At 72.8% G+C, this 12,988-nt stretch carries 14 protein-coding genes; 1 reads left to right on the top strand and 13 read right to left on the bottom strand.

The window, feature by feature from the left end; all coding sequences use genetic code 11:
* The 8 genes from secF to pdxT form a co-directional block, all read right to left on the bottom strand.
* A partial coding sequence (gene secF, locus ACR9ZK_RS17210) for a protein translocase subunit SecF (protein ID WP_481343172.1) occupies positions 1–755 on the bottom strand: 755 nt, incomplete at its 3' end.
* Positions 756–758: 3 nt separating this feature from the next.
* Positions 759–2,678: a protein translocase subunit SecD gene (gene secD, locus ACR9ZK_RS17205; RefSeq protein ID WP_481343171.1), complete on the bottom strand. Its 1,920-nt coding sequence runs from the start codon at positions 2,676–2,678 to the stop codon at positions 759–761.
* Positions 2,679–2,685: 7 nt separating this feature from the next.
* The gene (gene yajC / locus ACR9ZK_RS17200; RefSeq protein WP_481343170.1) at positions 2,686–3,027 is read right to left on the bottom strand and encodes a preprotein translocase subunit YajC; all 342 of its coding nucleotides are present in this window, start codon (positions 3,025–3,027) and stop codon (positions 2,686–2,688) included.
* A gap of 224 nt (positions 3,028–3,251) precedes the next feature.
* Positions 3,252–4,403, bottom strand: a complete 1,152-nt coding sequence (gene ruvB, locus ACR9ZK_RS17195; protein ID WP_481343169.1) for a Holliday junction branch migration DNA helicase RuvB — start codon at positions 4,401–4,403, stop codon at positions 3,252–3,254.
* Complete coding sequence (gene ruvA / locus ACR9ZK_RS17190) at positions 4,400–5,002, bottom strand: Holliday junction branch migration protein RuvA (protein ID WP_481343168.1); 603 nt, start codon at positions 5,000–5,002, stop codon at positions 4,400–4,402. The genes ruvB and ruvA overlap by 4 nt, the downstream gene beginning before the upstream one ends.
* Entirely contained in the window at positions 4,999–5,607 is a 609-nt protein-coding gene (ruvC, locus tag ACR9ZK_RS17185) for a crossover junction endodeoxyribonuclease RuvC (RefSeq protein ID WP_481343167.1), read from the bottom strand. The genes ruvA and ruvC overlap by 4 nt, the downstream gene beginning before the upstream one ends.
* 168 nt (positions 5,608–5,775) lie before the next feature.
* The gene (locus tag ACR9ZK_RS17180; protein WP_481343166.1) at positions 5,776–6,534 is read right to left on the bottom strand and encodes a YebC/PmpR family DNA-binding transcriptional regulator; all 759 of its coding nucleotides are present in this window, start codon (positions 6,532–6,534) and stop codon (positions 5,776–5,778) included.
* Positions 6,535–6,555: 21 nt separating this feature from the next.
* Positions 6,556–7,161 carry a pyridoxal 5'-phosphate synthase glutaminase subunit PdxT gene (pdxT, locus tag ACR9ZK_RS17175; RefSeq protein ID WP_481343165.1) on the bottom strand — a complete coding sequence of 202 codons (606 nt, stop codon included), beginning with the start codon at positions 7,159–7,161 and terminating at the stop codon, positions 6,556–6,558.
* Between the two features lie 120 nt (positions 7,162–7,281).
* Between pdxT and kynU the strand changes: the two genes are divergently transcribed.
* A complete protein-coding gene (kynU, locus tag ACR9ZK_RS17170) occupies positions 7,282–8,532 on the top strand; it encodes a kynureninase (protein ID WP_481343164.1) in 1,251 nt (416 codons plus the stop codon).
* 134 nt (positions 8,533–8,666) lie between these two features.
* Here the strand turns inward: kynU and pdxS are convergent, their stop codons facing one another.
* From pdxS to pgsA, 5 genes are all read right to left on the bottom strand, one after another.
* Complete coding sequence (pdxS, locus tag ACR9ZK_RS17165) at positions 8,667–9,602, bottom strand: pyridoxal 5'-phosphate synthase lyase subunit PdxS (protein WP_481343163.1); 936 nt, start codon at positions 9,600–9,602, stop codon at positions 8,667–8,669.
* 127 nt (positions 9,603–9,729) lie between these two features.
* Entirely contained in the window at positions 9,730–10,278 is a 549-nt protein-coding gene (locus tag ACR9ZK_RS17160; protein ID WP_481343162.1) for a LemA family protein, read from the bottom strand.
* Positions 10,275–11,447, bottom strand: a complete 1,173-nt coding sequence (locus ACR9ZK_RS17155) for a glycosyltransferase family 4 protein (protein WP_481343161.1) — start codon at positions 11,445–11,447, stop codon at positions 10,275–10,277. The genes ACR9ZK_RS17160 and ACR9ZK_RS17155 overlap by 4 nt, the downstream gene beginning before the upstream one ends.
* Positions 11,444–12,475, bottom strand: coding sequence for a phosphatidylinositol mannoside acyltransferase (locus ACR9ZK_RS17150; RefSeq protein WP_481343160.1), 1,032 nt, complete (start codon positions 12,473–12,475; stop codon positions 11,444–11,446). Before ACR9ZK_RS17150 ends, ACR9ZK_RS17155 begins: the two co-directional genes overlap by 4 nt.
* A partial coding sequence (gene pgsA, locus ACR9ZK_RS17145; protein ID WP_481343159.1) for a phosphatidylinositol phosphate synthase occupies positions 12,472–12,988 on the bottom strand: 517 nt, incomplete at its 5' end. The genes pgsA and ACR9ZK_RS17150, both read right to left, overlap by 4 nt.

Raw genomic sequence — 12,988 nt, 5'->3', positions numbered from 1 at the left:
GTGTTGATCGAGCGCACGAGAGTCTGGTTGACGGCCAGGTTGGCCGCCGCGGGGTACGTCATGCGCCGCGTCCGGAAGGCGTCCGCCGTGTTCTCGCGCACCTTGTCGAAGACGACGACGGTGTCGTAGAGCGAGTAGCCGAGGATCGTGAGGAACCCGATCATGGACGACGGCGTGATCTCGAACCCGAAAAGGGCGTAGATGCCGACGGTGATGACGAGGTCGTGCAGCAGGGCGACGAGGCCCGACAGCGCCATCTTCCACGTCCGGAAGTACAGCGCCATGACGATCGTGACGAGCACGAGGAAGACGATGAGGCCGCGGATCGCCTGCTGGCTGACGGTCTCACCCCAGCTCGGGCCGATGAGCGAGGCGCTCACGGCGTTCTGCTGGACGCCGAACTCCTCGGCGAGGGCGGTGCGCGCCGCGTCGGTCCTGTCGTCGGCCGCCTCGGTCTGCACCCGGACGGTGTTCTGCCCGACGACGGTCGTGACGACGTTGCCGCTGATCCTCGCGTCGGCGATGGCCGCCTGGGCCTTCTCCTCGTAGCCCTCGGTGCTCGTGACGTTCTGGACGCGGAACTCCGAGCCGCCGCTGAACTCGATGCCGAAGTTCAGCCCCCTGGCGAAGATGCCGAGGAGGGCGAGCGCGACGAGGACGCCGGAGAAGGCGTACCAGAGCTTCTGGCGCTTGATGAAGTCGATCGAGCGCTTGCCCGTGTAGAGGTCGTTGCCGACCTGCGCGAAGCTGATCATGGGTCAGGCCTTCCCCTCGGCGGTGCGGGTGCTGGCGCCGGCACGGGCCGGCGTGCCGGCGGGGGCGGCCGGGCGCGGCGGGCCGAACTGGCCACGGCCCCGGTAGCGCGGCGACTCCTTGGCGCCGAGGCGCTTCGGGTCCAGGCCGGACCACCGGTGCCCGCCGCCGAAGAACGTCGTGCGCGCGAGCAGCTGCACCGTCGGGTGCGTGAACATGACGACGACGAGCAGGTCGATGATCGTGGTGAGCCCGAGCGTGAAGGCGAAACCGCGGACGTTGGCGGAGGCGAGCACGTACAGCACGATGGCGGCGATGAAGTTGACGGCGTCGGCGGCGATGATCGTGCGTCGGGCCCGCTTCCAGCCCGTCTCGACCGCGGCCACGAGCGGGCGCCCGTCGCGGACCTCGTCGCGGATGCGCTCGAAGTAGACGATGAACGAGTCGGCCGTGACACCGATGGCCACGATGAGGCCCGTGACGCCGGCCATCGTCAGGCGCAGCCCGTGCGTCGTGCCGAGGATCGTGACGGCGAGGTAGGTGATGGCCGACGCGACGAGCAGCGAGGCCACCGTGACGAACCCGAGTGCCCGGTACTGGAAGAGGGAGTACACGACGACGAGGAGCAGGCCGACGAGCCCGGCGAGCAGGCCGATGCGCAGCTGCTCCTCACCGAGCTGTGGCGTGATGGTGTCGTTGGTCTGGAGCTTGAACTCCAGGGGCAGGGCACCGAACTTCAGCTGCTGGGCCAGGGCCTTGGCCGAGTCGATCGTGAACGAGCCGGTGATCGAGGCGCGGCCGTCGCTGATGACGGCGCGGGCCTGGGGAGCGGTGATGACGGACTTGTCGAGCACGACGGCGAACTGGTCCATCGGCGGCTGGCTCTGCAGGCCGTAGAGGCGCTTGGTGACCTCCGCGAACTTCTTGGCGCCGGCCGAGTTGAAGGACAGGACGACCTCGACGATCGAGGTGGGCTGGCCGTTCGGGCCGGGCTGGAAGCCGCTCGAGGCGTCGGAGATCTGGCTGCCGTCGATCTCGACCGGGCCGAGGACGAACTTGGACGTGCGGTCGTCGCTGCAGGTGGCCAGCGGCTGGCTCGGGTCGTCGACGATGGCGTCGACGACGCCGGGCTTGCCGCAGCTGAGCGCCACGAAGTCCTTGGCGGCCTTGGCGGCAGCGGTGTCGGCCTTGGCCTTGGCCCAGCCCAGCCCGACGAGGCCCTTGCTGACCTGGGCCTTGACGGCGGCCTCGGACTGCTCGGGCGTCGGAGCGGCGGGCGTCGTCGCGGCGGGAGGCGGGGTCGCGGCCGTCGTGGCAGTGCCGCCGGTGGCCTTCGGCGCCGGGGTGGAGGTGGCCGCCCGCAGCGCCTGCGGGACCGCGCCGTTCTGGGCCGTCGCCGACGTCGACGGCTTGGCGGCCGGCGTCGTGGCCGTGCCGGTGGGTGTGCCGGTCGCCGTGCCCGTGGGCGTCGGCGTGCCGGTCGAGCCCGTCGCGCCGCCACCGGGGTTCACCTGAGCTGCGGTGGTGTCGACGGTCTGGACGAACACGGCCCGGAAGCGCAGCTGGGACGGCTTGCGGATGGCGTCGAGCTGCTCCTTGGTCGGGCTGCCCGGGATCGACACGACGATGTTGTCGCCGCCCTGCGTCGAGATCTCCGCCTCGCTGACCCCGTTGGCGTCGATGCGCTGGCGGATGATGTCGACGGCCTGGTCGATCTGCCCCTGGGTCACCGGTGCGGCGTTGCCGACCGTCACCGGCTTGAGGACCAGCTCGGTGCCGCCCTCGAGGTCGAGACCCAGACGCGGGGCGACGGAACCGCCACCCCACTTCGCCAGGCCCGCGGTCAGGGCGCCGAGGCCGAGGATGAGGACGACGAGCGCGACGAGGGTGCGTGTCGCGGACCTGCGGATGGACGTGCGTGCCACGGAGGCCTCACTGACCCGTCGGGGTGGTGCCGGGCGCGTCGTCGCCGGGAGCCACGGCAGGACCCTCGCTGGAGCCGCCGGCGGCCGCGGGGTCCTGCTTCATCGCGACGGCGCGGCGGTCGACGCGGATCGTGACGCCCTCGGCGACCTCGAGCCAGGCGGAGGAGTCGTCGAGGTGGCGGACGGTGCCGAAGATGCCGGAGGACGTGACGACCTGGTCGCCGACGGACAGGGCGGAGCTGAACTCCCGCATCTGCCTCATCCGCTTGTTCTGGGTCCAGAACAGCCACCCGATGAGGAGCAGGGGCAGGAGGAAGATCAGCAACGAGAAGGACCCGTTGGAGTTCATGTCAGCTCAATCCTTCGTGTCTACGTCCGGTGCACACCCAGCACGGCGATCCCGATCGTGTGGGACCGGTGGGGCGTCGGCTGTGGCGTCAACGACCGGAGGCACCTGATGGTGCCGCGGCAGCGGCGAGGGTGCCCGCAGGAGTCTACGTGCGCGCCCGCAGTTTGTCAGAACGCTCACATCGTTCACACGCGGGCCTGCGGTCACGTTTTGGCAGCGTTTGCTCAGCCGTCGAAGCGGCCGCCGCCGGCGTCGTCGAGCGGCAGGGTCGCCGACCAGATGGCCTGGGCGTCGGCGGGCGGAGCCAGACCGAGGTGCTCCCAGGCCAGGGTCGAGGCGGCGCGGCCGCGGGGCGTGCGCACCATGAAGCCCTCGCGCACGAGGAACGGTTCCGCGACGGTCTCGACGGTGTCCGGCTCCTCCCCCACCGCCACGGCGAGCGTGGACAACCCGACGGGGCCTCCGGCGAAGCGCCGACACAGTGCCTCGAGGACGGCGCGGTCGAGGCGGTCGAGGCCGCGTTCGTCGACGTCGAACAGCTCGAGGGCCCTGCGTGCCGCGCTGCGGCTGACCCGGTGCTCGCCGTGGACCTGCGCCCAGTCGCGGACCCGGCGCAGCAACCGGTTGGCGATGCGCGGGGTCCCGCGGGAGCGCAGCGCGATCTCGGCGATGCCGTCCTCGTCGGCGTCGAGCCCGAGCAGCCGCGCCGAGCGGTGCAGGATCGAGACGAGGTCCTGCGGCGCGTAGAAGTCGAGGTGGCCGGTGAAGCCGAAGCGGTCGCGCAGGGGCGCCGGCAGCAGACCGGCGCGCGTCGTCGCGCCCACGACCGTGAAGGGGGGCAGCTCGAGCGGGATGGCGGTGGCTCCGGGGCCCTTGCCGATGATGACGTCGACCCGGAAGTCCTCCATGGCCAGGTAGAGCATCTCCTCGGCCGAGCGGGACATCCGGTGGATCTCGTCGAGGAAGAGGACCTCGCCCTCGGCGAGGGAGGACAGCACGGACGCGAGGTCACCCGCGTGCTGGATGGCGGGTCCCGACGTGATGCGGATCGGCTGCTCGAGCTCGCTCGCGACGATCATCGCCAGCGTGGTCTTGCCGAGCCCGGGGGGCCCGGACAACAGGACGTGGTCCGGCGGCGTGCCGCGACCGCGGGCCGCCGTGAGGACGAGCCCGAGCTGCTCGCGGACGCGGTCCTGCCCGGGGAAGTCGTCGAGGCGACGCGGGCGGAGCGCGGCCTCGACCTGGCGCTCGTCACCCGGGCCGTCGTCGTGGACCCGCGCGTCGACGATGCGCGCGGTCGCGTCGAACGACCCGTCGTCCCAGACCTCGAGGTCGGGCAGGTCGGCGGCCTCGGCGCCGGACCGGTCGCGGCTCATCGGCCCAGCTCCTGGAGGGCGGCCCGCAGGAGCGCGGAGACGCCGGCGCCCTCCGCGGCTCTCGGCGCGACCTTGTCGAGGGCGTCCTCGGCCTGTCGCACGTTCCACCCCAGCCCGACGAGGGCCTCGCGCACCTGCTCGCGCCACGCGTCGCCCGTCTCGAGCGGGACCGGCTCGGCCGCGCTGCCGGACCCGGGGAGCGCGCCGAGCTTGTCCTTGAGCTCGAGCACGAGCCGCTCGGCGCCCTTGCGGCCGATGCCCGGCACCTTGGTCAGCGCCGCGACGTCGCCCGTGCCGAGGGCCACCCGGACCGCGTCGGGCGAGTGGACGGCGAGAAGCGCGAGCGCGAGACGCGGGCCGACGCCGGACACGGTCTGGACGGTCTCGAAGACGAGCTTCTCGTCGTCGGTGGCGAAGCCGTACAGCGTCAGCGAGTCCTCGCGCACGACGAGCGTCGTGGCGAGGTCGGCCTGCGCGCCGTGCCGGACCGACGCCGCCGTCGCGGGCGTCGTGTGCACGAGCATCCCCACGCCGCCGACCCCGAGGACGAGGGAGTCGAGGCCGACCTTGAGGACGGTGCCGGACAGGGACGCGATCATCGGGGGCGGGCTCCTGGGAGGGTGCGAGCGGGACGGGCCGGTGGGGTCGAGGCGGTCGGCGTGCGCGACGGACGGGAGGCGCGGGGCCGGCGGGCGAGCAGCTCGTCGCGCGCCTGCTCGAGCCGGTTCTGGGTGCCGCCGCGCCACACGTGGCAGATGGCGAGGGCGAGGGCGTCGGCGGCGTCGGCGGGCTTCGGTGGCGTGTCGAGGCCGAGGAGGCGGGTCACCATCGTCGTGACCTGCGCCTTGTCCGCGCGGCCGCTGCCGCTCACGGCCGCCTTGACCTCGGTGGGGGTGTGCAGCGTGACGGGTAGGCCGCGCCGCTCGGCGAGCATCATGACGATGCCCGTGACCTGGGCGGTGCCCATGACCGTCGAGACGTTGGTGTCGGCGAAGACGCGCTCGATGGCGACGGCCTCGGGCCGGTGCCGCTCGAACCAGTGCCGCATCTCGTCCTCGACGGCGACCAGGCGGCGCGGCGTCGGGTCGCCGGACGGGGTGCGGATCACGCCGACCTCGACGAGCGCGAGCCGCCGCCCGGGAGACCCGTCGACGACGCCGACGCCGCAGCGGGTCAGGCCGGGGTCGACGGCGAGGACGCGCACGGCACCTCCTGGGGCGGTCGTCGGGTCGGTCGGGCGGTTCGAACCGGCGGCCGATCCGAACAGGTGTTCGGGACCAACGCTAACCGCCCGGTCCGCCGGCGACGAGGAGGCACGCCGGTCACCGACGTGCCTCCTCGTCTGCGCTCGGACGACGCCGTCCGGGTGGGCTCACTCCTCGGCGTCGAGCTCCGCGAGCACGTCGTCGGGGATGTCGCCGTTGGCGTAGACGTTCTGGACGTCGTCGCTGTCCTCGAGGGCGTCGATGACGCGGATCATCTTCTTCGCGCCGTCGAGGCCGAGGGGCACCTGCAGGTTGGGCACGAAGGACGCCTCGGCGGAGTCGTAGTCGATGCCGGCCTCCTGGACGGCCCGGCGGACCGCGACGAAGTCGCTTGCCTCGGAGACGATCTCCCAGGTGTCGCCGTTGTCGTTGACCTCTTCGGCGCCCGCCTCGAGGACGACCTCGAGGATGTCGTCCTCGGACGTGCCGTCCTTGGGCACGATGACGACGCCCTTGCGGTTGAAGACGTAGGCGACCGAGCCCGGGTCGGCCAGCTGGCCGCCGTTGCGGGTCAGGGCCGTGCGGACCTCGGCAGCCGCACGGTTGCGGTTGTCGGTGAGGCACTCGATGAGGAGCGCGACGCCGTTGGGCGCGTAGCCCTCGTACATGATCGTCTGCCAGTCGGACCCGCCGGCCTCGGCACCCGAGCCACGCTTGACGGCGCGGTCGATGTTGTCGTTCGGGACCGAGGTCTTCTTCGCCTTCTGGATCGCGTCGTAGAGCGTCGGGTTGCCGGCGGGGTCACCGCCGCCCTGCTTGGCCGCGACCTCGATGTTCTTGATGAGCTTGGCGAAGAGCTTGCCGCGCTTGGCGTCGATGGCAGCCTTCTTGTGCTTCGTGGTGGCCCATTTGGAGTGGCCGCTCATGCAGTGTCCTCGCGTTCCGGTCTACTGGCAGTGCTGCGTGACGATCTTGACGAACTCGGCGTGGATGCGGCGGTCTCCCCCGACCTCGGGATGGAAGGAGGTCGCCATGAGGTTCCCCTGCCGAACCGCGACGATCCTACCGGCGGCCGGCCCGTCGCTGACTCGCGCGAGCACCTCGACGGCCTCCCCCGCCGTCTCGACCCACGGAGCGCGGATGAAGACGGCGTGCACCGTGCCGTCGAGGCCGGCGAACTCGAGGTCCTGCTCGAAGGAGTCGACCTGCCGGCCGAAGGCGTTGCGGCGCACGGTGACGTCGAGGCCGCCGAGGGTCTGCTGGTCCGGGCGTCCGTCGGCGATGCGGTCGGCGAGCATGATCATGCCGGCGCACGACCCGAACACCGGGAGTCCCTCGGCGATGCGCCGTCGCAGCGGTTCCTGGAGGTCGAAGGCGCGGACGAGCTTGTCCATGGTGGTCGACTCGCCGCCGGGCACGACGAGCCCGTCGAGCCGGTCGACCTCGCCGGGACGCCGGACCAGGGTGACGTCGGCGCCGAGGTCGGTGAGGGCTGCGGCGTGCTCGCGGACGTCGCCCTGGACGGCGAGGACGCCGATGCGGGGTGCTGCCATGAGGGCGAGGGTATGCCGCGCGCTCCCTGCGGGTCACACCGGCCCGGCGTCTGGGACCCGAGACAGTCGGTGACGGACCGGTCCTGACGCGCGCCGGGCCGACCGGGATACGTTGCGGCCATGACCCTCAGCGCTCTCGACACCCTCCTGTCCGCCGCCGAGGCCGCGGACGCCGCGTCGCCCCTGGCGGGAACCCGTGACCTCTTCGACCTGCCGGAGGGCGTCATCTACCTCGACGGCAACTCGCTCGGGGCCCTGCCGCGCGCCGTCGGACCGGTCCTCGAGGACGTCGTGCGCCGCCAGTGGGGCGAGCGACTCATCCGGTCCTGGAACGAGGCCGACTGGTGGGGCGCGCAGACCCGCGTCGGCGACGCGGTGGGGCGCATCGTCGGGGCGGCACCGGGCCAGGTCGTCGTCACCGACTCGACGTCGGTCAACCTGTTCAAGGCCGTCGTGGGCGCGGCACGACTGCGGCCGGGCCGCACCGTCGTGCTCACCGACCCCGACTCGTTCCCGACCGACCTCTACATGACCGAGGCAGCCGCCCGCCTCTGCGGCCTCGAGGTGCGACGGGTGTCGCCGCGCGACGCGGTCGCCGCCGTCCACGAAGTGGGTGACGCCCTCGCCCTCGCCGCCTACTCGAGCGTCGACTACCGCACCGGTGAGCTGTGGGACCTTCGCCCCCTGACCGACGTCGCGCACGAGGAGGGTGCGCTCGTCTGCTGGGACCTGTGCCACTCGGCGGGCGTCGTCGACGTCGACCTCGACGCGAACGGCGTCGACCTGGCCGTCGGCTGCGGCTACAAGTACCTCAACGGCGGCCCCGGGGCTCCGGCGTTCATCTACGTCGCGGCCCGGCACCAGGACCGGTTCGACCAGCCGCTGGCCGGCTGGCAGGGGCACGCCCGGCCCTTCGACATGAGCCCGGACTACGAGCCGCACGCCGGCATCACCCGAGCCCGGGTCGGCACCCCGCCGCTGCTGTCCGTCCTCGCCCTGGAGGCGGCCCTGACGGCCTACGACGGCCTGTCCCCCGCCGACGTCCGCGCCGCGTCGCTGTCGGTGACGGCCACCTTCCTCGACGCTCTCGGGGCGCTCGGCGTGGACCTGCCCCTCGCGACGCCGCGCCCGGCGGAGCGTCGCGGGTCCCAGGTCTCGCTGCGCCACCCGCAGGCCTTCGCCGTCGTGCAGGCGCTCATCGCCCGCGGCGTCATCGGTGACTTCCGCGAGCCCGACATCGTGCGGCTCGGGTTCGCGCCGCTCTACGTGACGCACGTCGACGCGGTGAGGGCCGCGGAGCACGTCCGCGACGTCGTCGAGGGCCGCGAGTTCGAGCGTCCGGAGTTCGCCGAGCGCGGCGCGGTCACCTGAGGCCTCTCACGGGCCATGGCCGTGCGGGCTTCGCGGGGCCGTGACGGCGCGCCCAGCCGGTGCCGGAACGGCGGACGCCGCCGCACCCACGGGTGCGACGGCGTCCGCCGGTCGTGCGATCGCAGCGGGCTGGGTCACCAACCGCGCTCGGCGAGCCGGTGCGGCTGCGGGATCTCGTCGACGTTGATGCCGACCATGGCCTCGCCGAGGCCGCGGGAGACCTTGGCGATGACGTCGGGGTCGTCGTGGAAGGTCGTGGCCTTGACGATCGCCTCGGCGCGCTGCGCCGGGTTGCCGGACTTGAAGATGCCGGAGCCGACGAAGACGCCCTCCGCGCCGAGCTGCATCATCATCGCCGCGTCGGCCGGGGTGGCGATGCCACCGGCCGTGAAGAGGACGACGGGCAGCTTGCCGGTCTCGGCGATCTCCTTGACGAGGTCGTACGGTGCCTGCAGCTCCTTGGCGGCCACGTAGAGCTCGTCCTCCGGCAGGCTCTGCAGGCGGCGGATCTCCTGGCGGATCTGGCGCATGTGCGTCGTCGCGTTGGAGACGTCGCCGGTACCGGCCTCGCCCTTGGAGCGGATCATGGCCGCACCCTCGGTGATGCGGCGCAGGGCCTCGCCCAGGTTGGTGGCGCCGCAGACGAAGGGCACGGTGAACTGCCACTTGTCGATGTGGTTGGCGTAGTCGGCCGGGGTCAGGACCTCCGACTCGTCGACGTAGTCGACCCCGAGGCTCTGGAGCACCTGGGCCTCGACGAAGTGGCCGATGCGGGCCTTGGCCATGACCGGGATCGAGACGGCCTCGATGATGCCGTCGATCATGTCGGGGTCGCTCATGCGCGAGACGCCGCCCTGGGCACGGATGTCGGCCGGGACCCGCTCGAGGGCCATGACGGCCACGGCGCCGGCGTCCTCGGCGATCTTGGCCTGTTCGGGCGTGACGACGTCCATGATGACGCCGCCCTTGAGCATCTCGGCCATGCCTCGCTTGACGCGAGTGGTGCCGGTGCTCGTGCCGGCGTGCCGGTCGGCCGCGGCCGCGCCGCCGGGCGTCTGGGTCGTGCTCACGATGTCCTGCTTTCGCTGTGTCGCGGGTGGCCCGTGGGAGGTCACGAGCCCCTCGCCTCCAAGGGTAGGGCCCCGCGCGCGGTGGTCCCGACCGGGTCCGCGCGCCGGGCGCGCGTCGGGACGCCGATCAGTCGACAACGAGCGCGGGAACCTCGTCGTCGAACTCGATGGTGTGCGGCATCGGGGTGTGACCCGCCAGGTGGAACACCCGCACGGTCCACGTCCGCCGCACCCGGCGGACGTCGGTCACCGCGTCGTTGTGGAACCGCCGCGCCAGCTGCACCCGCGTGCACGCCGACGTGACGCGTTCGACGACGTCGCGCCCCACTGGGTCCTCGCGCAGGTCGGCCACGACCTCCGGGGCGAGGGCGAGCCCGAGCGCCTCGGTGAGGTCGCTCTCGGCCTGCTCGCGCTCCTCGCCGTGCTCGGCCGGCGCCTCGAGAGAGTCGCCCGCCGCGTCGGCGACGATGAGCGCCGTCGCGACGTCGAGCAGCCCGCTGTTGGCCAGCTCGACCGCCGCCTCGGCGCGCCGCACGAGCCGCGCGTCGAGGGCGGCCAGGGTGCCGCTGAGGCGGACGTGGAGCCGGTCGAGACGGGCCGCCGTGTACGACAGGTACCAGGCGATGACGACGAGGACGAACAGGACCGCGAAGACCCACGTCAGCAGCTCGCTCACCGGGTCCTCCCCGGCAGGAAGCGGCTCCAGCGGGCGGGCGGCTCGAACCGCGCCGCAGCGCGGCCCTCGATGACCGTCTCGTAGACCGCGAGGATGCGGTCGGCGACGACCGACCAGTCGAACAGGCGCGCGCGGAGGCGGCCGGCCTCGGCGAGGGTGCGGCGTCGGGCCGGGTCGCGGAGCAGCCCGACGAGGACGCGGGCGAGGTCGGCCGGGTCCTCGTTGGCGAACATCGCGCCGGCCTCGCCACCGTCGAGCACGCGGGAGAAGGCGCCGAGGTCGCTGGCGAGGACGCAGGCGCCCGCGGACATCGCCTCGATGAGGATGATGCCGAAGCTCTCGCCCCCGGTGTTCGGGGCGACGTAGACGTCGACCGACGCCAGCAGGGAGGCCTTCTCGTCGTCGGAGACGGCGCCGAGGAACTCGCACGCGGCGACGACCTCCGGTGGCCACCCCTCGGTGACGTCCTCGGGGTCGCCGGGACCGGCGACGAGGACGCGCAGGCCCGGCACGGCCCGCAGGACGTCGGGCAGGGCCGCGGCGAGGACCGGCAGCCCCTTGCGTGGCTCACCCATCCGGCCGAGGAAGGCGATCGTCGGCGCCGTCGGCGTGCCGATCCAGGCGCTGCGCCTCGGCGCGGCCGCGAAGCGCTCGACGTAGACGCCGTTCGGGATGACGACGGCGTCCCCACCGACGTGCGTCGTGACCGTGCGGCGGGCGTCCTCGCTCACGGCGATGCGTCCGGCGATCTTCTCCAGGCTCGGCCGGACGATCGGGTAGGCGGTCTGCATCGTGCGTGAGCGGACCATCGAGGTGTGGAACGTCGCGACGATCGGGCCCTCGGCCGCGAAGAGCGCGAGGACGCTGATGCTCGGCGTCACGGGCTCGTGCAGGTGCAGGACGTCGAACTCCCCCTGCTCGAGCCACCTGCCGACCTTGGTCGCCGTCACCGGGCCGAAGTTGAGCCGGGCCACCGAGCCGTTGTACCGGACCGCCGTGGCTCGCCCGGCCGACGTCACGTAGTCCGGCAGGGCGGTCTCGCTGTCGGCAGGCGCGAGGACGGACACCTCGTGGCCGAGGCCGATGAGGTGCTCGGCGAGGTCGCGGACGTGGAACTGGACCCCGCCCGGCAGGTCGAAGGAGTACGGGCAGACGATGCCGACCCTCACGACGGGCTCCGGCCCTCTGCTGTCCAGGCACGGCTCGCGGCCGGAGCGGGGACGGCCGCGGAGGGCGACAGGGCGGACGGAGCCGGGGTGCGGGCCGGGTCCAGGTCGTCGACGAAGACCCGTTGCAGCATGTGCCAGCTCGACGTGTGCTCACGGATGGTGACGGCGAGGTGGTCGGCGCACTGCTGGACGAGGTCGGCGGCGCGTGCGCCCGTCGTGCCCTGGACGCGCGGCACGAGCCGCTCGCTGAACTCGATGACGGTCCGGTGGCCGCCGAGGCCCTCCCCCCGAGGTACCGGCTCGTACCAGAGACGGGCGGCGTAGAGCGGGGCGCCGGTCATGAGGGACAGCACGGCGGGGCCCTTGGCCATGCGTGCGCGGTGGCCGAGCAGGTCGACCTCGACACCACCGTTCGTGAGGTCGCGGTCGGAGGCGAGGGCGATGATGCGACCCCCACCCCGGGCGGCCGCGAGCAGGCCCCGGAACGGGTCGTCGCCACCGGTCAGCGGAAGGATGTCCATCCCGATGCTGCGGCGGAAGGCGACGAACTCCTGGTACACCTCCTCCGGCTTCAGGCGCTCGGCGACCGTCGTGACCGGCATGAGGTTGCCGGCCGACCACGCCGCCGCGAGGTCGAAGTTGCCGAGGTGGCCGACGAACACGACGACGGCCTCCCCCCGGGCCGAGAGCTCGGCGACCTCGTCGGCCCCGCGCGTCACGACCGCGCGGTCCACCTGCTCGCGGCTCAGCGAGGGCAGGCGGAAGGCCTCGCAGTAGTAGCGCATGTAGGAGCGCATGCCCGCGTGCACGAGCTCGTCCAGCTCGGCCTCGGACAGCTCCGGCCGCACCCGGCGGTAGTTGGTCCGCAGCCGGTCGATGCCCGAGCCGCCACGGCGCACCGCGATGTCCGCGACGCGGTCGAACAGCCCGTACGCGGCACGTTCGGGCAGCCCGCGCACGGCCGACCAGCCGAGCGAGAAGCCGAGGACGCTGAGCGAGTCGGTGGCCCGCCGGACGAGCCCGCTCAACTGCGTGCCTCCCCCGCCGCGAGCGCCTGGCGTCGGACCGTGACCATCCGCTGCAGCACCGTGACGAAGCTGGCGACCGCGAGCAGGGCGAGGACCACCCCGAGCAGCAGCGTCGAGTCGAGCAGGTCGGCGAAGAAGGCGGCGACGAGAACGGCGACGAGCCGGTCGGCCCGCTCGGCGATGCCGACGTCGGCCGTGTAGCCGAGCCCCTCTGCCCTGGCCTTGGCGTACGAGACGACGCTGCCGAGGATGAGGCAGGCGAGTGCGAGGCCGGCCATCAGCCGGTTGTCGCCGGGGCCGGCGTAGTAGAGGACGAGGCCGCCGAAGATCGCGGCGTCCCCGACGCGGTCCAGCGTCGAGTCGAGGTAGGCCCCCCACTTGCTCGACCGGCCGGACGCCCGCGCCATGATGCCGTCGACGGTGTCGGAGAAGACGAACGCGGTGATGAGGAGCACCCCCACCCAGATCTGTCCACGCGGGAAGAACGCGAGGGCTCCCACGCAGACCCCGACC

The sequence above is a fragment of the Monashia sp. HAY1-5C genome (assembly GCF_056755255.1).
Note: the sequence above shows the minus strand (reverse complement) of the source record. Positions and strands in the feature narration are given on the sequence as shown.